Origin of the sequence: Methylomicrobium sp. Wu6 (assembly GCF_035916875.1) — a bacterium.
In the GTDB taxonomy this organism is placed as follows: domain Bacteria; phylum Pseudomonadota; class Gammaproteobacteria; order Methylococcales; family Methylomonadaceae; genus Methylomicrobium.
The window spans coordinates 1-20,836 of record NZ_JAXUHN010000076.1 but is presented as its reverse complement, the minus strand read 5'-3'; the positions used below and the strand labels follow the sequence as shown (position 1 = coordinate 20,836).

The following is a 20,836-nucleotide window of genomic DNA, read 5'->3' as shown; positions in this document are numbered from 1 at the left end:
TAACCTTACCGGGCTAGTTTGCCGATGAACGTTCTGCCGATTTTGCGTTAAGACATGTGCGGTTACAAATAGCTCAACCAGGCAATATGCCGGTATCGTTGTTTGATCCGGACAAAGGCATGGCAGAGCGGATACAACAACACAATCACCGCTAACCAGACGCCGTAAACCACCGGCAAATCGTAGCCGTATTCGGGCGCGGGCGCTGCCGGAAAAGGATGAGCAGCGGAACCTGCGAACAGCCAAGCGACCGGCAGTCCCCTGAAATGCGTCACGGCCAGAGCCGCACCATGAATCAGATAAATATGCAGCAGATAAAAAAATAACGGCGCTTTGCCAACGGTCAGCAAAGGCAGCCGGATGCATTGCAGTTTGAGGCCCTCCAACAACGCCAGTCCGATAAACATTAAGCCCAGCGTCGTCAGCAAGTAGAGCAAGGAGGGCGGGTATTTTTGAAAATTCAGCATCGAAAACAGCGTAAACAGCCCGTTTTTTTGCGGCGCCCAGGGCTGCGGATCGCCGTACAGATTGCCAAGGCGCAACAGTAAAAACAGCGCGAGGCAAAACAGCCCCAGCCAGAATACGATCGTTTGCCGGTTTGGCTCGAGAAACACCGGCCCCAGACAATATCCCGCCGCCATCACGCCGATCCAGGGAATCAGCGGATAGTACAAATTCAAGGAATGGCCGGGCAAGTATTCGATCATTCCCGGCTCATGTAGAAAAATCCACAGCCAGCCCGAAACCTGGCTGTTATCGGCATGAATGCCGTCGAACGCATTATGGCCGGCGATCAACAACATGGCGAACCAGGCAACGACCCAACGCGGCAGCAAGACCAGAATGGCCAGTCCCAACATCGACCAGCCCAGCGCCCAGATCACCTGGCCAATCGCATAACTGTAATCCCAGTTGAACGTCCAGCCGAAACGAACCAGCGTCAATTCCAAGACGATCAACCATAACCCGCGGCTTGCCAGGTAAACGGAGAGCTGTCCTTGTGTCAGGTTCTTGCGGTGGGTGGACAAAAACGCGCCGGCGCCGGCCAATAACATAAAGGTCGGCGCGCAGAGGTGAGTGATCCAGCGCGTCAGAAAATACGCGGCGCTGGTCCGGCTCAGATCGACCGGATCAAACTGCGCATTCGTGAAATAATCGCGGGTATGGTCCAATGCCATCAAAACCATCACAAATCCGCGCATCATGTCGATCGATTCCAGGCGGTGCATCGTAGGATTCATTCGCTTACCCCTTCAAGCAATGGTGCGGATGGTCGGCCGAGGATTCGTAATCATACGAATATCCAGCGCCGAGCCGGCCTGATATGGTATCAAAGTTTGCTATTTTAGAGTCTCGTTCAATGCATAAAATAATAATCGCCGCCGTTGTTTTAATGGCGTTAGCCGCCTTGTCTGCCTGGGGAATCCTCTCGGCTGCCACGCCCACGGAACTGGAAAGCCGGGTTGTCGAACTGGAGTCCGAGCTGACCCAACTGAAGGAAAAGGTCGGCGCGCTGGAATCGAAATATCATTTCGAGGCGCCGATTCTGGTCGACGCAAACGGCCAGATCATCGGCACCGTGGTGCGCGAACAAAGCGATCGAGTCAACATGCTCAGCACGCAGGGCTATGCGTTTTCGCTCGACCATGAAGGCAACATCACGCCTAAAATCGTCAGCTATGCGAATCCGGCCTGCGACGGCGAAATGTACGTTGCCCAGCAATCCGAGGCGATGATGGCGAACGGAGAGGAAAACAGCGCCGTGCCCGGCGAAGTGTTTAGTTCGGGCGGTAACAATCTGACCGCGAGCGATGAGCTGTATTACGTGCCTTTCAACAGCAAAAACACGAAAATTTTAGAAAGTTACTATAAGGCCCAGGCATCCTGTAGCTTTGGCGGCGAAGTGACGGCTTATCCGGTCTACCTCAACGATCCCGCAATCACCGATGTCGAGCGTATCGATTATGCGCTGCCTCTGCATCTTACGGTGCCGCAGTGATCTAGGATTTTACCGCGCTGACCAACGCATTGACGCCGTCCCGGAAATGCACACGGATGTCTTGGAAACCGATCCCTGTCATTGCTTCCAGCGCAGGCCCGAGGCGCATGATGTGCTCCTCGGATTCATCGCTAAACAGGTGCACTATCCACTGCTCCAGAAGATCGATTCGGTTCATTTCGCTAAAAACACGGAAATAGTCCTTGACCTCTTGCTGAGTGTTTTTGAGATGCTCGGCCGCATCGTCGACCGCATAACGGTCGCCGTTCACGAAAAGGCCGCCCGGTTTAAGCACGCGCAACACTTCCTTTAGCACCCGCTGCCGGTAGCCGAGCAGAAAATTATGCAGCGTGTAAGCACTGGCGACGATGTCGACCGAAGCATCCGGAATTTCCTGCAAATACGACAGCGCATCGTTTTCGATCAAACGAAGCCGCTTCATCGCCAACGCCGCAGTCAAATTTTGACGCGCCTGCGACAACATCGCGGTTGCATTATCGACACTTTCGATAAGCACATCCTCGCGACCGGCCAACAGGCAGGCAGTGGTGATACCGGTGCCGCAGCCGATTTCGAGCAGATTCAATTGCTCCGCAGGATACGGCGGGGTCCAGTTCGCTACAAATTTACCGACACGCTGACTGATCTCCGCTGCTGGCGGACAAATCCGCATCAGCATTTCGTATTCCTCGGCAATCGCTCCTTCAAATAAAAGCTCTGCGGTATGTTCTGAAATCATCGTTTTAAAGCGGCTCGGATGGAATGATTTATAAAATGGCTAACCAAGATTTGCAAAAACTCTACTGCGTGCCGATTGTTTTGTCAAACAGGCGCCAAACGATCCGTTGTTCGCTATAGGTCGTATGAGAGACCTATCCATCCGCTTCGGCGCGTTGCCGATCAACAAATGGCTCCATCTCGGGAAAACGCTGCTGAGCGTTGAGGCGTTAAACGTTTCGAACCGCGCGGTGCCGATTTTGTCGACGCATTCATCAAAACGGAGCCGTCCACCAGTACGAACACGGCAGCGAAGTCATGGGGCTAACAATCCGCTGTGTCTGTTTCATTGTTCGCGATGCCAAATAAGGCTTGGCTAGCGTGCCGGTCGGCGCATTCGACGACCGGCGCGTTGTTGATGTCGTCAACCTGATAAAAAGCGAGAGCCCGCTGTATCTGGTGCCGGTGGGTTATTCGGTGGAATAACCCATATTCTTTTAGAGTGACGGCGGAACGATAGGCCTCTCTGTAATTTTTCAGGACAAGTCCAAACTCTTCAATTACCTCTTTGTGTAATTTGATTTACGGTTCCGCCAATGGTGATGAGGTGCTTAAGGCACTGCTCGATGGTATCGAAGTCATGCTGTCTCTCAGACCGATGCGCTGATGCTTCACGGCGATTTTGATCTTGCCGGGCAAAGTCCAATGCACTTAATCTCAAAACCGGAGTCTATGGCATCGCCGCACTTGTTGCGCCGCCTCTCTATAACCCGGCCGTTCGTTTTATAGCCGTGGACAATAGCCGTTACTGTAAAATAAAAAGGCGCAAATCCAAAACCGTTCGCGCCTTTGACTCTAAACCTTTATTTACCCTTTCGGAACAATACCTTGATATCCACCGCAAACATCACCATGCAATTCGGGGCCAAGCCCCTGTTTGAAAACGTCTCCGTCAAATTCGGCGACGGCAACCGTTACGGCCTGATAGGCGCCAACGGCTGCGGCAAATCCACTTTTATGAAAATATTGAGCGGCGACCTTGAGCCATCGGCCGGAAACGTCAGTATCGGCCCCGATGAAAGGCTGGGCATTTTACGCCAGGACCAATTCGCCTATGAAGAATTCAGCGTCATCGACACTGTCATCATGGGGCATAAGGAACTCTGGCAAATCAAAAAGGAACGCGACCGCATCTACGCGCTGCCGGAAATGACCGAAATGGACGGCTTGCAGGTCGCCGACCTGGAGATCGAGTTTGCCGAAATGGACGGCTACACCGCCGAAGCCCGCGCCGGCGAATTGCTGTTGGGCCTGGAAATACCGAGGGAACAGCATTACGGCCTGATGAGCGCCGTCGCTCCAGGCTGGAAATTACGAGTATTATTGGCGCAGGCGCTGTTTGCCAATCCCGATATCATGTTGCTGGACGAACCGACCAACAACCTTGACATCAATACCATTCGCTGGCTGGAAAGCGTGCTCAACGAACGCAACAGCACGATGATCATCATCTCGCATGACCGGCATTTTTTGAACAGCGTCTGCACCCACATGGCGGATATGGATTATGGCGAATTGCGCGTTTATCCGGGCAACTACGACGATTACATGACCGCTTCAACGCAAGCCCGCGAACAATTGCTGGCGGGCAACGCCAAGAAAAAAGCGCAGATTGCCGAACTGCAAACCTTCGTCAGCCGCTTTTCGGCGAATGCATCCAAAGCCAAGCAAGCGACATCGCGCGCCAGACAGCTCGAAAAAATCAAGCTCGACGAAGTCAAGCCTTCAAGCCGGGTCAATCCGTTTATCCGCTTCGATCAAACCAAAAAATTGCATCGTTTAGCGCTGGAAGTCGAAGGTTTGAGCAAAGGTTTTAGCGAGAAACCGCTGTTCAAAGACTTGAATCTGATGGTCGCGGTAGGCGAGCGGGTTGCAGTGATCGGCCCGAACGGTATCGGTAAATCGACCCTATTGCGCACATTGGTCGGCGATTTAAGGCCGGAGGCCGGCATCGTCAAATGGTCGGAAAACTCGGAAGTGGGCTACTATGCCCAGGATCATGCCGAAGACTTTGCCGAAAACATATCCCTCATCGAATGGATGGGCCAATGGCGCAAGGAAACCGACGACGATCAAACGATACGCGCCACCCTGGGCCGCTTATTGTTCTCGCAGGACGAGATCAATAAACCGGTCAAAGTGCTTTCCGGAGGCGAACAGGGGCGCATGCTGTTCGGTAAATTGATTTTGCAAAAAAATAACATCATGGTGCTGGACGAGCCGACCAACCACCTTGACATGGAATCCATCGAATCGCTGAATACGGCACTGGAAAACTATCCCGGCACCCTGATATTCGTCAGCCATGATCGGGAGTTCGTATCATCGCTGGCGACCAGGATCATAGAATTAACGCCGGCTGGCATCGTCGATTTCAATGGCAATTATGAAGACTATCTAGCCAGCCAAAATCTGGCGTAGTATCCTGAGTTGAATGGGAGCCGACATTCAGTTGAGCAATGTCGGCATATCCGTGAACGTCAGCTTTATCCACCCGATCTGCCTGCCGTTCCTGCCGTTATGCCGCTTTTGAATTGTCGGCTTCTATGCTGGAGCAGGCGCTCGCTCTTTTGGTAGGTAGGCTGTTTTGGTTCATTTGAAGCTCGGTAAATTCGCTGGATATCCCGAAATCCTACCCCATTTTCTAAAATTCCGACATCCGGGATTATAATTTCCAAAAAACAATTATCAGTGCCTTTGCGGCGTTTAACATCGGCCTGTTTTTATATAAGGGGGAGTCTATGAGCAATTTTCCCGAATTCGACGAAGTTCATGTCATTTCGGATATTCATATGGGTGGCAAGCCGGGTTTTCAGATTCTGCGGGAGACCCAGCGTCTTGCCAACTTCATCGACTGGGTCAGCCGCCAAAGACCGGACGGTCGTATAGCGCTGGTTTTGAACGGCGATGTTTTCGACACGCTCGCCGAAGACATTCACGGCTACGTCGCCGTCGATGAGGCCGTTGCCACGGTGCAACGCATCATGGACGACCCGTCGTTTTCTACCATTTGGAAATCGCTCGCGGATTTTGTCAAATTGGAAGGCCGCGCGCTGGTCATTGTAATCGGTAATCACGATATCGAGATTTCGTTTCCGACTGTCCAGCGATTGATGGTTTTGCGCTTGGCAGGGAACGATCTGAAGGCCCGTGCGCGTATCGAATTTTCCACGACCGGAGCAGGCTTTACTTGTTTCGTCGGCAACTCGTGCGTTTATTGTACCCACGGCAACGAGGTGGATGCCTGGAATTACAACCGTTACGAAGATCTGGCGAAGGTCGGACGACGATTAAATGCAGGCCGCTCGCTCGAACCCAGCGAATGGTTTCCGAATGCCGGGACGCGCATGGTCAAGGAAGTCATGAACGATGTGAAGCGCAAATTTGCCTGGATCGATCTTCTGAAACCGGAAACTTCAGCCGCAATCGGCGCTTTGTTGGTGCTGGATCCTTCGCAAGTGAAAAAAATAGGCCATCTGCTATCGATTGTCGGCGAAAAGGTGCAAGGCCAGAAACAGGCTGATCAACGCCTGTCGGCAGAAGGTTTTCAGCCTCCGGAACAGAATGTTGCCGTACCGTTTAACGTCGAGCGTTTATTGGGAACGAATCTTAAAGACGGCGTGCTAGGCGTCGATGTAACTGGCGGACGCAGCGCCGACGATATGTTACTGAATGCGGAAGAACACTTTAACAGTAAAGAGGCATTTGCCGCTGAGGCGGACAGCACCTTAGGGACGCCGCAATTAATTTGGGACCGCTTGACCGGCTGGATTACCGGCGTCGGCAAGGACGAAGCGCTCCGACGCGCAATGCTGGATTGGCTGGCGAAGGATAAAACCTTCGATATTAACGACCAAGATGACACCTTTAAGCAGGTCACCGCCGCCGTCGGGCCCTCCATCGACTTCATCATCACCGGACACACCCATCTTGAACGCGCCGTACAAATAGGCGCCGGACGTTACTATTTTAACTGCGGCACCTGGATTCGCCTGTTGCAGTTTACCCAGGATATGCTTAAAGATACGGCGTCGTTTAAGCCGATTTACGATGTGCTCATCAATGGCAAAATGGAAACCATCGATAATGCCGAATTTAAGGGCAAACCGTTCGTCATGGATCAGACCAGCGCCGTTTCAATCAAGGAAGAAGGCGGCAAAGTGGTAGGCCGGCTAACCCACGTGGTCGGAGACGGTTCTGGAGAACCCTTTGAAATAAAAAAATTCCCGGAGTAGTGTTATGAATGCTAACCCCAGCAAGGCAATCCAGAAAGTCAAACTTGAATTTCTAAGGCCAGGACCGCCGCACAACCAATTGCTATCGCCGCTTACGCCTTACATAGCCTTATGCGGCGAGGATGGGCCGGTGACGGTCCAGATGCCTTTTGAACACCGTCAATTACTGATGCGTCTGCGCAGATTACGCTACGACTCCGATAAAAACCCGGCGCAGGACGAACAGCGCCAGGCCGAAGTCCGCGATATGGGCGAAGCGATCGGGAGGGTCTTCAGCCAGGTTCCGGCACTACTATCGGAGTTGGGCAGCGTCTTTGGGGAAGCCGGCAAGCTTGTGCACTTATCCCTTTCCCTATCGGCCTTTGAATTGGGCCTGATTCCGTTCGAGCTTGCCGTCGGCATGGATGGTTTTCCGGGTTCCGGCTCTCCGCTCTTTTTGCAAACGCGTATGCCCATCACCATCACCCGTGAAGTTCGCCGAGGCTCTCCTTTGCCCATCAAATGGGACCGCCCAGTGCGCATCCTTTTTGCGTTCGCCGAACCGGAGGGGCTAAATGTACCGGCCCAGGCACACTTGAATGCGCTGCGAATGGCCATTGAGCCCTGGGTCAAAGTTAGAAATCCAGGCCAGAGCAAAGAACGCGTCCAGGACGTGAAAAAAATACTGACCGTTCTGCCGAACGCCAGCTTGAAACAAATTCGCGAGGCCTGTGCTTCGACCGAATACACGCACGTTCACATTTTGGCGCATGGCGCTCCCTTGGAAAATTCCGGCGATAAACGCTATGGTGTCGCATTATGTAATGAACTCGATGGCAGCAAAGACATCGTTGACGGCGAACGTCTTGCTATTGCCTTAACGGCGCGCGACGCTTCGGGAAAGATGAAATTTTGCCCAACGATGGTAACGCTGGCTACCTGCGATTCAGGCAATATCGAATCGGTGCTGACACCCGGCGGCAGCATTGCCCATGAACTGCATGCGGCAGGAATTCCCTGGGTCATTGCGTCTCAATTTCCTCTGTGGATGCGCGCTTCGGCCATTGCCGCCGAAGTGCTTTACCATCGCCTGTTGAATGGCGCCGATCCGCGCTGGGTCATCTATGAACTGCGCCAGCGCTTGCGAACCGAATCATTCGGTACCCACGACTGGGCCAGTATTGTCGCCTACGCAACCGTTCCAGCCGACTTTGAACAACAAGTCGATGCATTCCGGGACAAACAGATACGCGCAAAATTTGAAATCAAATTCGATCGCATCGACGAACTTGTCGGTGCCAATGAGGATATCGAAACGACTGCTCTAGCCCCGATCGCTTGCGGCGGTGAAGTCCAATCGCTGTGCAAATCGATTCGGGCCGATCTAAAAGCATGGCGCGAAGAACCGGAAGCCGTCGTCTCTTCCAAGATCAAATCCGAGCGTCTCGGCATGAGCGCCGCCAGCGAAAAACGTATCGGTATCGCATACTCCCTGTTTGCCGATAGTCAATCCGACGACTCCAGTAAAAATAAAAACAGGGAGGAGAGCAAGAAAGCCTATGAAGCGTCTCGTGAGTTCTATCGTGAAGCTCTGGAAACCGAGCCACACAACTATTGGGTTATAACCCAATATCTTTCGATTACAGCGACGCCGGCTTTAGCCGACGAACCGGCATTTAAAGCGTTATCAAAAAATTACGGATTGTGGTGGGGCGCCGCCCGGCAAATTACGGAGTGGCAGATGCGCCAATCAACCGGAGAAAGCAGGGCGTGGTCGTTGGCAACGCTCGCCGAACTGGCATTGCTCGGGATTGCTTACGGCGGAGCAGGATACAGCCAGAAACAAGCCAAAGAGGAAATAACACGATATTGTAAAGAGATGCGCGCGCTGATGGGCCCCGATGCGTTTCCAATCTTTTCGACACGAAGACAATTCAGGCGCTACATTAGGCATTGGCCACGAGATCAGTGGAACGAAATTCCTCAGGCGGCATTACAGGCATTGGGTAATAACTCGATGGAAGAGAAGTAAAAAGCAGCTAAATCGTTAGAAGAAAAAGCACAAACTCACGGAGTATTTCAGGTCTTGAAAATCACGGTTATGTGATTTTCAAGACCTCTGCTTCCTTCATGAACTCAGTTCGATGGATTGGGTACGAATAGCACCAACCTACCCGGCATAGCCGTCCAAGCCCATTTGGGCTCACCAATTGCTGATCCATCCACTTAGAGCCTATCCCAGCGCCCGTAGCTCGCCAGGTGATGATGCCGCAGGCTAGGCGGAGCATAGCCAGATAAGACTCGGCCCGTTTTTCCCAGCGGACCAGAATCCGACTGAACCGATTCATCCACCTAACAGTTATATGATTCCGTACATCTTCGAAAATAGGGCAGACCTATTGATTTAATTGGTTGACCTCATTGACTCCCCACGGGAGACGCCTGAACAGAGGAACCCTGTTCGACTCTTATTTCGCCGGCGAAATAGTGACTTTTTTGAGGTTCCGGCAAGTATCCTTGGAATCTTCGCAACGGGTGAACTCGTGCGTGTTCTTGTCTACGCAAATCCGCACTTCGTCCAGCGTTTTGCTGCTGCGTTTCGGTCCGCTCTCGGTGCAGGATAAATAGATTTCATCAGCGTCGAGCCCCGGGTTGTTCTCTATGAACAGTGCTTCGATCTTGTCAGCCTTAGGCGCACCGGAAAGGTGCGGAAATTTCAGCTTGCCGAAAATATCTCCGGCCAAGTCGAAATAGGCGCTCCGGGCAAGACCACTGCATGTGCCATGCTTGTCCCACTCATGCTGGATCAGAAAATCCGATGGCATGAACGCGTAGATTTTCTGTTTATCGATCTCATCGGCTTGGCCGCCGTTTTTACAGCTTTGTGGCCCGCCGCTTCCGCATTCTGGCCACAAGCCGTGTACGATGAATTCGCGATGCTGTTTGCATTGTGGTTCGTTCTTCTCGCCGGGATGAGAACGGCAGAACTCCGGTGACCACGACAAACTCAACACATAGTATTTGAACTGGCCGGCGGTATTATCATCGCAGGCCTGTTCGTCTTGCGTGGTCCAGTCGGCTGTAGCAAGGTTGGAAGCCAAAACCAGGGTTGCGAGTAGAAATAGTCGAATCGTCTTCATTTCTGTATCCTTCATTGTGTTTGAAAAGAACTAAATTCACCTCAATTGGAAACATGGTTCGACAGGGCGCGCGTATTAATGCAAGACCTGCCCCTTTCCTTCTTTCGGCTGCCAGCAGGCGCTAAGCCTGAGCGTCAGTGAATCGGCAATCGTTATGGTGTAACGACTGATTGAAAGCTTCGCTTTAGAGAATTAGCTCGGCAACCTCTACCCGAAGTAGCGAGCGTACATTTTCAATTTGGTTTGCAATCATAGAAGTAGAAGAGCCGGCAAATAACAGACCCACTGCAACGTTATCTAACGTCATAACCAGTGAACCCGAATCGCCTCCCGCGGACATATTAGTGGTGACGATTTGGTCTTTAAAGCGCGCCAATCTGCCTCCACCGTAGCCGACATCGATCGTCGCGTTAACGGCCGTGATTCTTCCGCTTGTAAAGTTGGTGGTACGCCCGGTCTTTTTCACCACGGTTCCGACAGTGACGCTTGCCTTACGGCGCCAACCCCGCACATAACCGCTCCAATAAATTTCCCGGTTCAGATCGTGGAACTGGCCTTCGGCAATGGCGCAATCCACAAGATTATTTTGGCTTGCCAGCGGCGAGGGCGGATTAAAGGTGATCGGAACATAGCGGCTCAGGGTGGCAATGCGATCTGCGGGATCGACGCCGCCATCGTAGGGGCCCGGCTGAAGAACGGCATCGCCAATCGAGCCTGCATTGCTGTTGGCAAGAACATGGTTATTGCTGAGGATATAGAATTTCGGCGGAATGCCGACACCGTGGCTGGGCGGATTAGTGGAGCCACCGGGCAATATGTCGTAAACGCAAGTCGCGATTGTTCCTGCCGTGATATCTTTATGCCCCACGCTGTATCCGCCCTGCGCCGGACGGATACGTTTGCCGAGGGTCTGGATGCCCGCGCCGGACGATTCGCAGCCACCGGCAAATACATGTCCTACGGCAAGAACATCGGTCTGCATCTCGCCGAGCTTTGCCGGCACCATATTTGCTGGAGCAATCTGGTCCTTCTCCTGCTTGTGGGTGACCAGCACCAGCAAAGCCGGCTCGCCTGTGGGCTGTCCATTCTTCCATTTAATTCCCTCAGCCAAACCGATGACATTGGCAGGAGGTTTTTCCAGGAAACTTTCAACGACAGCGCTATGCGCCTTACAGGTTTCCTCCCTCGCTTTTTCCGATAGCACCAACCTGGTTTCGAATTGTTTTACCGTAGCCATGATATTCTCCTTTCTCGGGTTGTTATCAGATTTGGGATGTAACGAGACCGATTTCTTCGACATCGGTTTCATACCCCTCAAGCCCTTTCGGGATAATTTGATTCGCTTTCAATGCCGATTCCGGGACTTTATGGGTCACGAAAACCTTGATAACTTCAGCATCTCCTTTTTTACCTATTCCTATTCCGACGACGTTAGGGATCTGCATGATTTTATCTTCGTGCTTTTGTAACACTGATTGAATTTTCACCTTTCACCTCATTGGCGGTAGGAGACAGACAAAGGATTATTCGCTATTCCGTCTCGAAACTCATGCGCTCAGATTTTGAAAAACAGCATCGTTAAAAAGTTTTGATCGGAAATCATCCGCAACACAAAATGGTTTGTGATAATGCAGATTTTGACTTGGTATCGTCTTTTTGCGCAAGTTTCGAGCTCAATTAAATCTCCTCGAGTTCCGGCAATACATAAGGAAGCATACTGAATCCTTGTATTAAAGTCATGACCCAAATGGGTCAAAATAAAAGCAATCGCGCCAAGACGCCAAGCACCATCACGCGCCACAAAACCTGGCGCGGAGCCGGGTTTGCCGCCAAGGGCTGGGCTTGAATATTAGCTGTCCGATAAACTTGCCGGCACTCTTCAGCCAAATACGCGGCGCGAATGTATTTGCAGAATACATAACTTCATACTCGTCGATTTTTGTGATTGCCATAACACGCTTCCTTATTCTTTTATTGTTTACCTCGGCCTCACTACCGATTGCTCGGTTAGTGAAGCCCCTTGCAGTCTAACACTTGCCTTTTCACCATAGACTCATTTCGATTATCCAAAACGGCTATTTAATGGCGCAAGACCAGCCTCCGTCTTTCCTGCAAGTTGTGCTCCCGCTTGCACAGCATAAATCTCTGGTAAAAAATACGGCATATAAAATACTGACTTCTTGTGTTAAATTCATAACCCAAACGGGTCAAAATGAGCACAAGAACACCGAGACGCCATGCATACCCTCCAAGCACCGCATATCATCAAGGAGATTTTGTCGAAAGCACCAGGCAATCCGGTGTTGTGGCATTTATTTCTGTCGGAACTGACTGGCAGCATGGAATGCGACAGCGGTTTCCTGTCGATCGTCGATCTTGGCCACGGCGGCGGGGTCCATCATTTGTACGATTACAACACTACACCCAAGCAGCAATGCTATTTCGAACGGAACCTTCGCAAAGCCGGCAGTTTCGACGCCAAGGTCGCGAAACATCCATATAAAGTTTTCAGCTCCAACACAATGAATGGGACCCTTCGCACCGAGGGTGATGGCGACGGCACCGAGCCCAACACGATTGGGGCACATTGCCGGTTCGGAGTCTCGTTCCCGTTAAATAGCCGCTTCGCCTATTTCGTGTATCTAAATGGCAGCCGTCCCGTTTCAGAATCGGAATTGGAATTGGAAGATCATGTAAATCGACTGCAAGCGTTGGTGCCGTCTTTGCAAAACGCCTTGCGGAAGGAGCAATGGATCAGTCTTTACCATCAGATTACCCTGCTGACCGGCAAGCACGTTGCCGCTTACATCATTGTCGATCGCGCGCTGAACGTGCTATTTTTCGATCCGGTGTTCAACCGCATCATAGAGGACATGGATTGCGTCGAGATTCGGGACAAGTGCCTGGCCTTTTTAAATAAAACCGCCGAACAGCGTATTTTGGCGCTAATGGCGGGGATCGATTACGACACCGTGACAATGCATAACCCGTGCGCTTCCTTAGATATTACGGTGATTCCGGGTCGCGCTCTGGATAATTTGTATGCGTGGGAGTTTTATAAAAAAGGCGTGGCGCTGACTTTTACCAGCTGCCATGAAAACAATCCTACGCTGGTGCGGCTAATGGTGATTTACAGTCTGACCAAAGGCGAGGCTTTATGCGCGCTGCAATTTATCGCTACGCCTTCGATACCCGACATCGCCTCCGGTACACATCGGTCTACAGAAACGGTTAGGAACCACATCAAAAGCATCATGCACAAACTTGATGTGCATAATCAGGGTGCGCTGATGAAAAAGCTACTCGCCATCGCCGCTTTGTAAAAGGATTGTAGTGATTAATTGCGTAAATTAATCATTAGTTTCCTATGGCGCATCCAGTGCGGAGATCCGGACGACAGCAGATCAGATGTGCCACGCCTCCCGTTCAGAGCGGCGGCGGAGGCTTGTTCGGCCCGGATCTCGCCACCATCGTGGGGAGTGCCGATACGTAACGCACCGCTGGGGAGGGCCGTGCCGCGCGGATGCTCGGCAACATGGGCGAGTTCGTGGGCGATAAGATTGCGGCCTTCCTGACTGCCCGAGTCGAAACGGCCTGGTCCGAACACGATCGCGCGCCCGACGGTGTAGGCTTGCGCCTGCACGGCTCGGGCGGACTCGCCGGCCTTTATGCCGTTGTGGACGCGCACATCCGCAAAACTTTGACCGAATCCAGGTTCCATGTCGCTGCGAATGGCATCCGGCAGAGGCGAACCGCTATTCCTCAGCACCGCGCCCACAACCGGCGGCGCCAAGGCAGATCCCGGTATGGCCGTCAGACGCAGCCCATTTTCCTCAACGCGGTTGGCCGACCGGGATTGGTACGAGCGCTCTCCGAACCGCCAGAGCACGGATGGCCGCGCCCTCCGCTGGCCGTCCACAGAGGGTTTGAGTCTATCAGTTACTTTCGACGCCATGTGCCCTCCACTGTTAGCGTCATTTTCTTAGAAAAAAATAAATGGACTGCGTTCATAAGCCCCTTTGCCGACTGGATTGTTAACGGCATAAGCCTGCCATTTGCATAGGAAATAATGATATACGTTTACGCCGATCCTACCTATTTCTGATTATGCTGGGCTGCGCAAAGAATGCAGCACCCCACCCCGTCGGCCTCCGATCTTATACTTTTACTTTCGGTTTAGATGCATTAGCAAAAACTACAAACTCGACGCTCAAGGCGCCGTCAACGCCGATTGAAACAGAGTCGCCGACATCGGTCCGCCGGTATTTCTCACGTAATCGACGACCACCGGAATAAACTGGTTAACCATGCTCGGCGACAGATTCAACCGCTGGAACGAAGCGGCCAGCGACGTCATCGTGTTGACAGTACTCCCTACCCCTCCCAGCACCGACGTCGCTCCGGATAAAGGTTGGCTGACTTGCGGAGCCGCGGCCAGCATGTCGGACACGCCGGGGACGGTTTGAGACAAGCTGGAGAAGGCTTCCGGCGCCATTTTCACTTTGGCGGCCTGAAAAATTGCACCTGCGCCGCCGAGCGCTTGTTGCGGAGACACGCCAAGTTGATTAACCAGAGCATTGGTCAAACCGGTTTGGGTTACCGGTACTCCGGCCGCGGCGGCCTTACCTGCCTCAATGACAGCTCTTCCTGTTTGCGCGGTTCGCCCTACGGTAGCCAAACCGCTATCGACAGTACCGATAACGTTCTGGCCGCTGGACCCGGCGCAGCCGGCGAAAACAATCGAAATCAACAATGGGGCGATTTTCATACGCTTTAAACTTTTCATGACGATAACTCCTTAAAGTTGGATTTGACTTAATCGGACAATCTTTATCTACTCGCCAGCTCAAAAACGTTCTGAGCCGTCAAATACCGGTCGAATTTAAGCTATTAAATCACAGCATCCGGTATAAATCAGACTCCCGATTTTTATAGCCTCAAAAGAGGGAATCTAAATCCATCATCGTACCTACGGAAGATGCGGCCAGGTCATGCAAAATGACGCGACTAGAAAAGTTACAATTAAAACAATGATTTGAAAAAATCACCCTCCTGGTTTTTCTTCCGCATCGCCTCGAGCATTTGATCGATGTCCGGTCTTTCCTTTTGTGGGATGAAGTTGCCCGTGAAAGTGACCACCTGAAATTGCGCCGAGAGGCGGTGATTGCTTTTATCAAAACGACAAGTTTTATCCTCTGCGTCAGAATCCACGCACCCTTTGTATATTACCGCAAACCGGATACCATTGGGCAACAGCATATTGTCTGTATACGGGGTGGAAAAATAGGAGGCGTCGAACTGAAAACGACTCAACTCCCGCGATTCTTCCGCATCGAATCTCTGGTCACGGTACTTGTCCTCATATATTAAAACGTTGACTGTTGCGGCATCTTCTTTAATTTGTTTTACCGACAACTTGACGGAATAGCGGAGTTTTACACTGTCCATTTGCTCATTACCCTGCGGCAAGGAAGTCGTCTGTCCAGCAAACTCGCCTCCGCTGAGATCTTTTCTGGAATAGAGGGCAATACGCAAGACCTTTGTTTCAATGGGCTGTTGTTGAGCCGAAGAAGGAGCAATCGGTATTTCTTTGGTCAAGGGCACTAAAATATCGGCAGTCTGCAGTGCGACCGGTGCCAACGAGATGATCTGCTCGGATGTGGCATTGCGCCCTACTTGAATGAGATCTTCCTCAAGTCTTTGCCACTGTTGCTTTTTAGCATTGCTGTGCTCCTTATCTTCGGCATTTTGGGCTTGCTGATAAAGGTGCGCGTATAACGACTTGGTACTGAAGTGTTCCTGAAAGTTCTCCAACAACAAACGTAGAACCATACGCCTGGTCTGAAAATCCTCTATTGTGAGAATCGGGCCGCTCTGAACGGTAAAATAGCGGGTCAGCAAAAAATCGAACATTTTCGCCCGAATATCCGTATCCGCGGTTTCTCTTGCCTGAATCAGATTCAATTGGAACTCTGCATCCCGGTTGTGCTGGCTCTCGACCCCCAGCCTGTAATTTACCAAAAGGCCTAATAACGGGATGCTTAGCCCGATGATCATCTTCGCGACAATGTCCCATTTGTCCCAATTGTCTTTTGATTTTGATGGATTATCGGACATGAAAGCTACTCCTAAAGAGGAATCAAACAGAAGGCGGCATTGCGCTAATGCAGTTGAATGTCTTGTTTGAAGTCCTGCGGCGGAACGACTAAGGGAACTTCTTTGCCTTCTATCGTCAGCTTGTATTGACCTGGTGGAAGAAGTAGCGAGTAATCCCCAGCCGCATCGGTTTGCCCCACTTCCTTGCCGTCCACATAAATTGGCTTATTAGAAACCGCAACTCCATCCCGAGATATGTTGCCATAAATTTCGGCCCCGCTTGCCAGCATTGGCGCAAGCCCAATAATCAGCGCCAACGCAGCGGTAATCGATATTGACATGCGGCGGCGAGTCACTCTTTTTGGAATTAAATAAATCTGCATTGTTGTCTCCATAGAATGGAGTTAATTTCCAGGAATCGGCGCAGCCCGAAAGTGCCGCGGTGCCGGTGCGAGTCGGCCGGATTGTTCATGAGATTAACGGCAACGTCGGATCAAATAGACATACCCTGCAAGTCATATGAATATCATTACACACTCCACAACACAAAAATGCAAGGGATAGTCTCTAGCGTCTTTTATTTAAAACTTGTCAGAAAGAGCGAAAAACAGCTCCTTCTTTGCAAAAGATGCTGTTTAATAAAATATTAGGAGAATTGACGCCAGGTCTTGCAAAATAGCATGATTAGAAAAGTGGTCGCCAGAAATAATCATAGATACAAAACTCTATGAAATAATGCAAGATCCGATTTCCGTCTTTACTCTTCAATCCATGGAGAACCAACATGGCAACAAAAACTGATTTTTCTTCTGCTGAATGGGAAGTTCTGCGGGACGCGCCTAATCTTGTGATTCTTGCGGTAATCCTTGCTGACGCCAGCGGAATTTTCGGGACTATCGCCGAGGGGATGGCGCCGGCCGGACCTATTCATGAAGCCTTGAAAGGCAGCAATCAGTTATTACGTGAGGTTTGTGAAAAGGAAGAAATGAAGTCATCGACCGCATCGATAAAACGACTGGCAAGAGCTAGCGGCGATTTTTCCGGAATCCAAGCTGCCTTACGCAAGGAAGCCATCGACAAATCACGGTCTGCACTCGATCTTTTGCGGCAAAAAGGATCGACTGAAGATATAGCTGCGTATAGGAAATTCCTGATCACGCTCGGCGACAAGGTCGCCAATGCGGCGAAAGAAGGCGCATTCCTGGGCTTCGGCGGCGAGCGGATCAGCGAACACGAGCGGACCTTGCTGGCCGAATTGTCCGAGGCTGTGGGCGCCGGCTCACTCCAGGCCTGACACTCGCCCGACAGAGAAACCTATTACCTGCCACGAACTACTGCGGTTCGGGGGCGGGTTACCCCCCCCAGAGCCATCAAAACTATAGGATGGGCCGACAAAGGAAGCCCATCGTTCGCGATTGATCGACTTCGCGCCTTAGCCCATCTATCTTACTGTAAATTTCATAATCGACTATCACGTCATGACTGATTGCCGAGTCCCTGTATTCGGGTGGGTCGATGCCGCAGCATTGCACATAGTCGGCTCAAAACGACTGCAAGGTTTGGACATGACGCGTTGAATCAGCCCATCCCGATTATCGGGATCAGTTCCGCTCCCTTTTCAGTCGCTTATTTCGGTCAAGATTAAAAAACAGTATTTTTAAGGTTTTATTGATCCAGATCAATTTCCGGGTATAGGGAGATGCAATAATGGCTACGCCCGTTCAGGGTTATCGAGCTTTCTTCCGAGCGGTCACGGCCCTTTTGAAGAATGACATTATTCTAACAAGGAGAAAAATTATGAAAATTATAAGCCAAATGTTTTTGGTCGTTTTTGCCGTCGTTACCCTGGTTGCTTGCGGCGACATGGGCAAAGGCCCAGAAAAGCCGGCCAGTTCGAATACCACCCCGGCATTGCAAAATTAAAATCACAACCGAGAGGGCCCGATGTTACCGCGGAATGAGCTCAGAAGCGGTAATATCAAACCAAAGCCGGCGGCATGGCTTATCCAGCCAAGGCAAGAGGATTCGGCTCCGCTAGCGATTTCAGCAAATCCAGATCGTTGATCTGAACGCCTCGCTGCTTAACGGTGATGATCCCGCATTTGTTTAAATCCGCCAGTTGGCGACTGACGGTCTCTATTGTCAGACCTAAAAAGTTGGCGATGTCGTATCGGCGCATACTCAAATTAAATTCGGTGCCGGAAAACCCCAGGGCGCCGTATCGACGCGATAGCGTCAACAAAAAACCGGCAATCCTGCACTTCGCCGAGCGGTGACCGAGCGCTAAAATTTTAGCGTGATCGGATGCAATTTCCTTACCCAGAGTCCTCATCATTTGAAACTGTAAGCCGGGAATCTCAGAACAGAGTTCATTGAGTCGGGGTAAAGGCAATTCACAAACCGAGCAGGTTTCCAACGCGATCAGGGTGCAAGTAAAGCGACCGTACTGCAATGAATCCAACCCCATGAATTCACCCGGTAAATAAAACCCGATGGTTTGCTCATCCCCTTCCGAATTCCCTATAAAACTTCGAAATGAACCCGACTTTACCGCATACAGGCTTTGACATGAATCGCCCTGAACATACAGGAATTCATCAATATGCAGCGGACGCCTGTTTTTAACGATGGCGGAAAGCTTGCTGACTTCATGCTTTTGCAGACCATAAGGGAGACATAATCCGAATACCGGGCATTCCTGGCAAGAGTTCCTCTGAGAGCTTGGTTGCATAGCCGTATTCCTGTTGGGTTTTTGTCACCCGGTGGCTCAGTGTAGCAAAATTACAGTTTCAAAATCAGACTGATTTATTGTCATTTGGTTTAAATTTCCGATGACAAGCGGGCTATGCGGCGCGTGCTCTGCCAAGCTTTTCATTTCTACGCCCTCCCCCAACCGCGATTCGATTCGCGCGATCAGAAGCGTGCAAAACGGATCATTCCTGAGCAGATTGTTTGGTGCGCTGTGCTCCCCCTAAAGATTGGAGGCAGGGTAAATTCGTGGTGATACCTCAGGACTCGACCCCATCATTTCGATTGCTTGCCGAGATGAGTCTGATCGTATCGCATTTCTTTTTCCGTGTGTATTTAATGCGACGGCGCTTGGAACACATGGGCAATGTTGCTTAGGGTTTCGTATACGACAGGGCCGTCGCCGTTTACAGCAAGAAATCGGTCAATATAGTTCAATGTCTTTTCGATCCGCTTATGGAACGTCTTGTTGTAGCTGACGGGGTGAAAGCCAAAAACATAGGTAACCGGTTTTGCCAGGGGCTGGCCCTGCCAATTGGACCTGAAAATGGAGATCATCTCGTCGCTTGTTACATAATCCACCAAACTGCCGTTGTCGGGCACTTCAAGTATGGGGATAGCGGGAACACCATCGGACATCGGCTCCAGCTCACCCGGAAAGTAAGGTTGCGAACGATCGTTGATGGCATTCCAATGTTGACGATTCCACGTATAAAGTACGCCGTTGCCGTCATTTTTTGATTCTTCCCTGATTCTCTCCCAATTGTTGGCACTGCTGTCGGCGACGAAACCATCGGCGGCAAGCGCCTTTAATGTTTGTGGCCCGGCCGCCCACGAACCGGTGCGAAACGAAGTCGGTTTGCCGAGGCCATGGGCAACAAACAAAGCGTCCGCGGCTTTTAATAAATGCAAAAACTCGGTTTCGCTGTAGGCGCTGCTTAATACGGTATATCCGGAGGAATCTCCTCTTCGGAAGGTGTCGGAAGGTTTAAACCGGCAATGCACGCCACGCACCGTATTGACGAAATTACAGTAAGGGTGGATGTGCAAGCCGATTTCGTCTTGAAAAGATCTCCTAAGCAGGATCATCCAGTCGGCCAGATACGATTGACGCGCCGGCGAGAGCTTTCGATCGGTAAACGTGTAAGGGCCAAGGAAATGCGTGATTTTAAGGGAGGGATGCTGCAGGTGCAGTTTTTCATGCAGTTTAAGCACCGAATCCCGACTGTCGGACGTGTCCCAGTCGGTAGTCAACAAGACATATAAGGGGTAGCTTCGCCGAAAAAAATATTTCCGGGTAAACTTTGAACTGCCTTCGACAATTAATTGTATAGAATGTTCGCCTGGCGCCAATCCCGCGATATCGATTGCGCCCGTGTAGCCATCGGACGTCCGGGACAGGCTTCCTTTGGGCTGATCATCGAGGCGGACTTCCACTGACCGGATACGATCATCCGGAGCAACGCACAGGTGCACGGCATCATTGCCAGGCGTCAGGGCATTGCCTATCAGATACCAATTGCGGATGCCGGTGACGCGCAATAAAGCCGCCACGGAGGCTTTGCTGGAGGCCGGCTCGTTGTTCGCAACAACAGGATTTCCATTGGCATCGAACGAAGCCGACAGAAGCCGGCAGCACAAAAATACATAAACAATCATTGCATTTTTCATAGTGCCTGATTCTCCCGATGCTGGTTATATTATTGGTTTTTGGAGTTAATTTGTCCAATGGCTTGGACTCGATTAAGTGCTTCGCGAGAAGTTCGTTTGCAACCTGTGAATAGCAAATCAATGACTTAGAGAGCTCAAGAAATGCCAATGAACTTGTTGCTATTCACTTAAAGTCGGCAACTACGGCTTGC

Annotated in this window: 19 protein-coding genes and 1 pseudogene; 8 read left to right on the top strand and 12 right to left on the bottom strand. The window is 51.2% G+C overall.

Annotated features, from left to right (window positions below; translation table 11 throughout):
- Positions 1 to 62 precede the first annotated feature (62 nt).
- Positions 63 to 1,241 (bottom strand): heparan-alpha-glucosaminide N-acetyltransferase domain-containing protein, encoded by a 1,179-nt coding sequence (locus U2W12_RS10515; RefSeq protein ID WP_326500638.1) that lies wholly within the window; start codon positions 1,239 to 1,241, stop codon positions 63 to 65.
- Between the two features lie 119 nt (positions 1,242 to 1,360).
- Between U2W12_RS10515 and U2W12_RS10510 the strand changes: the two genes are divergently transcribed.
- Positions 1,361 to 1,999 (top strand): hypothetical protein, encoded by a 639-nt coding sequence (locus U2W12_RS10510; protein ID WP_326500637.1) that lies wholly within the window; start codon positions 1,361 to 1,363, stop codon positions 1,997 to 1,999.
- A gap of 1 nt (position 2,000) precedes the next feature.
- On the opposite strand, the gene U2W12_RS10505 is transcribed toward U2W12_RS10510, so the two are convergent.
- On the bottom strand, positions 2,001 to 2,738 hold the full coding sequence (locus U2W12_RS10505; RefSeq protein WP_326500636.1) for a class I SAM-dependent methyltransferase: 738 nt from the start codon (positions 2,736 to 2,738) through the stop codon (positions 2,001 to 2,003).
- 827 nt (positions 2,739 to 3,565) lie between these two features.
- Here U2W12_RS10505 and U2W12_RS10500 point away from each other — a divergent pair.
- From U2W12_RS10500 to U2W12_RS10490, 3 genes are all read left to right on the top strand, one after another.
- Positions 3,566 to 5,197: an ABC-F family ATPase gene (locus U2W12_RS10500; protein ID WP_348529889.1), complete on the top strand. Its 1,632-nt coding sequence runs from the start codon at positions 3,566 to 3,568 to the stop codon at positions 5,195 to 5,197.
- A 320-nt stretch (positions 5,198 to 5,517) separates the two neighbouring features.
- Positions 5,518 to 7,011 (top strand): metallophosphoesterase, encoded by a 1,494-nt coding sequence (locus tag U2W12_RS10495; protein ID WP_326500634.1) that lies wholly within the window; start codon positions 5,518 to 5,520, stop codon positions 7,009 to 7,011.
- A 4-nt stretch (positions 7,012 to 7,015) separates the two neighbouring features.
- Positions 7,016 to 9,022 (top strand): CHAT domain-containing protein, encoded by a 2,007-nt coding sequence (locus U2W12_RS10490; RefSeq protein ID WP_326500633.1) that lies wholly within the window; start codon positions 7,016 to 7,018, stop codon positions 9,020 to 9,022.
- Positions 9,023 to 9,233: 211 nt separating this feature from the next.
- On the opposite strand, the pseudogene U2W12_RS10485 reads toward U2W12_RS10490, so the two are convergent.
- The 4 genes and pseudogenes from U2W12_RS10485 to U2W12_RS10470 all read right to left on the bottom strand — a co-directional run.
- Positions 9,234 to 9,341 (bottom strand): annotated as a pseudogene (locus U2W12_RS10485) (IS5/IS1182 family transposase); the annotation flags it as partial.
- A gap of 117 nt (positions 9,342 to 9,458) precedes the next feature.
- The gene (locus U2W12_RS10480) at positions 9,459 to 10,130 is read right to left on the bottom strand and encodes a hypothetical protein (protein ID WP_326500632.1); all 672 of its coding nucleotides are present in this window, start codon (positions 10,128 to 10,130) and stop codon (positions 9,459 to 9,461) included.
- A gap of 184 nt (positions 10,131 to 10,314) precedes the next feature.
- Entirely contained in the window at positions 10,315 to 11,367 is a 1,053-nt protein-coding gene (locus tag U2W12_RS10475; RefSeq protein WP_326500631.1) for a hypothetical protein, read from the bottom strand.
- Between the two features lie 25 nt (positions 11,368 to 11,392).
- Complete coding sequence (locus tag U2W12_RS10470) at positions 11,393 to 11,617, bottom strand: hypothetical protein (RefSeq protein WP_326500630.1); 225 nt, start codon at positions 11,615 to 11,617, stop codon at positions 11,393 to 11,395.
- A 750-nt stretch (positions 11,618 to 12,367) separates the two neighbouring features.
- Here U2W12_RS10470 and U2W12_RS10465 point away from each other — a divergent pair.
- Positions 12,368 to 13,453: a hypothetical protein gene (locus tag U2W12_RS10465; protein ID WP_326500629.1), complete on the top strand. Its 1,086-nt coding sequence runs from the start codon at positions 12,368 to 12,370 to the stop codon at positions 13,451 to 13,453.
- A 14-nt stretch (positions 13,454 to 13,467) separates the two neighbouring features.
- On the opposite strand, the gene U2W12_RS10460 is transcribed toward U2W12_RS10465, so the two are convergent.
- The 4 genes from U2W12_RS10460 to U2W12_RS10445 form a co-directional block, all read right to left on the bottom strand.
- Positions 13,468 to 13,899, bottom strand: coding sequence for a DUF4157 domain-containing protein (locus U2W12_RS10460; RefSeq protein ID WP_326500628.1), 432 nt, complete (start codon positions 13,897 to 13,899; stop codon positions 13,468 to 13,470).
- Between the two features lie 441 nt (positions 13,900 to 14,340).
- Positions 14,341 to 14,916: a DUF2780 domain-containing protein gene (locus tag U2W12_RS10455; RefSeq protein ID WP_326500627.1), complete on the bottom strand. Its 576-nt coding sequence runs from the start codon at positions 14,914 to 14,916 to the stop codon at positions 14,341 to 14,343.
- 236 nt (positions 14,917 to 15,152) lie between these two features.
- Positions 15,153 to 16,247: a hypothetical protein gene (locus U2W12_RS10450; protein ID WP_326500626.1), complete on the bottom strand. Its 1,095-nt coding sequence runs from the start codon at positions 16,245 to 16,247 to the stop codon at positions 15,153 to 15,155.
- A gap of 44 nt (positions 16,248 to 16,291) precedes the next feature.
- The gene (locus U2W12_RS10445; RefSeq protein ID WP_326500625.1) at positions 16,292 to 16,609 is read right to left on the bottom strand and encodes a hypothetical protein; all 318 of its coding nucleotides are present in this window, start codon (positions 16,607 to 16,609) and stop codon (positions 16,292 to 16,294) included.
- Positions 16,610 to 17,010: 401 nt separating this feature from the next.
- Here U2W12_RS10445 and U2W12_RS10440 point away from each other — a divergent pair, with 401 nt between their 5' ends.
- Complete coding sequence (locus U2W12_RS10440; protein ID WP_326500624.1) at positions 17,011 to 17,520, top strand: hypothetical protein; 510 nt, start codon at positions 17,011 to 17,013, stop codon at positions 17,518 to 17,520.
- A 503-nt stretch (positions 17,521 to 18,023) separates the two neighbouring features.
- Positions 18,024 to 18,149 carry a hypothetical protein gene (locus U2W12_RS10435; protein ID WP_326500623.1) on the top strand — a complete coding sequence of 42 codons (126 nt, stop codon included), beginning with the start codon at positions 18,024 to 18,026 and terminating at the stop codon, positions 18,147 to 18,149.
- 79 nt (positions 18,150 to 18,228) lie between these two features.
- Here the strand turns inward: U2W12_RS10435 and U2W12_RS10430 are convergent, their stop codons facing one another.
- Both U2W12_RS10430 and U2W12_RS10425 read right to left on the bottom strand, forming a co-directional pair.
- Entirely contained in the window at positions 18,229 to 18,957 is a 729-nt protein-coding gene (locus tag U2W12_RS10430; RefSeq protein WP_326500622.1) for a helix-turn-helix domain-containing protein, read from the bottom strand.
- Between the two features lie 353 nt (positions 18,958 to 19,310).
- On the bottom strand, positions 19,311 to 20,231 hold the full coding sequence (locus U2W12_RS10425; protein ID WP_326500621.1) for a hypothetical protein: 921 nt from the start codon (positions 20,229 to 20,231) through the stop codon (positions 19,311 to 19,313).
- A gap of 244 nt (positions 20,232 to 20,475) precedes the next feature.
- On the opposite strand from U2W12_RS10425, the gene U2W12_RS10420 reads away from it, so the two are divergent.
- The gene (locus U2W12_RS10420; RefSeq protein ID WP_326500620.1) at positions 20,476 to 20,625 is read left to right on the top strand and encodes a hypothetical protein; all 150 of its coding nucleotides are present in this window, start codon (positions 20,476 to 20,478) and stop codon (positions 20,623 to 20,625) included.
- Positions 20,626 to 20,836: the final 211 nt, after the last annotated feature.

What these genes read in the sequence shown, in the direction of transcription:
- U2W12_RS10515 (WP_326500638.1), bottom strand. Translation starts at nt 1,241, where the DNA reads ATGAATCCTACGATGCACCGCCTGGAATCGATCGACATGATGCGCGGA.
- U2W12_RS10510 (WP_326500637.1), top strand. Translation starts at nt 1,361, where the DNA reads ATGCATAAAATAATAATCGCCGCCGTTGTTTTAATGGCGTTAGCCGCC.
- U2W12_RS10505 (WP_326500636.1), bottom strand. Translation starts at nt 2,738, where the DNA reads ATGATTTCAGAACATACCGCAGAGCTTTTATTTGAAGGAGCGATTGCC.
- U2W12_RS10495 (WP_326500634.1), top strand. Translation starts at nt 5,518, where the DNA reads ATGAGCAATTTTCCCGAATTCGACGAAGTTCATGTCATTTCGGATATT.
- U2W12_RS10490 (WP_326500633.1), top strand. Translation starts at nt 7,016, where the DNA reads ATGAATGCTAACCCCAGCAAGGCAATCCAGAAAGTCAAACTTGAATTT.
- U2W12_RS10480 (WP_326500632.1), bottom strand. Translation starts at nt 10,130, where the DNA reads ATGAAGACGATTCGACTATTTCTACTCGCAACCCTGGTTTTGGCTTCC.
- U2W12_RS10475 (WP_326500631.1), bottom strand. Translation starts at nt 11,367, where the DNA reads ATGGCTACGGTAAAACAATTCGAAACCAGGTTGGTGCTATCGGAAAAA.
- U2W12_RS10465 (WP_326500629.1), top strand. Translation starts at nt 12,368, where the DNA reads ATGCATACCCTCCAAGCACCGCATATCATCAAGGAGATTTTGTCGAAA.
- U2W12_RS10455 (WP_326500627.1), bottom strand. Translation starts at nt 14,916, where the DNA reads ATGAAAAGTTTAAAGCGTATGAAAATCGCCCCATTGTTGATTTCGATT.
- U2W12_RS10450 (WP_326500626.1), bottom strand. Translation starts at nt 16,247, where the DNA reads ATGTCCGATAATCCATCAAAATCAAAAGACAATTGGGACAAATGGGAC.
- U2W12_RS10445 (WP_326500625.1), bottom strand. Translation starts at nt 16,609, where the DNA reads ATGCAGATTTATTTAATTCCAAAAAGAGTGACTCGCCGCCGCATGTCA.
- U2W12_RS10440 (WP_326500624.1), top strand. Translation starts at nt 17,011, where the DNA reads ATGGCAACAAAAACTGATTTTTCTTCTGCTGAATGGGAAGTTCTGCGG.
- U2W12_RS10435 (WP_326500623.1), top strand. Translation starts at nt 18,024, where the DNA reads ATGAAAATTATAAGCCAAATGTTTTTGGTCGTTTTTGCCGTCGTTACC.
- U2W12_RS10430 (WP_326500622.1), bottom strand. Translation starts at nt 18,957, where the DNA reads ATGCAACCAAGCTCTCAGAGGAACTCTTGCCAGGAATGCCCGGTATTC.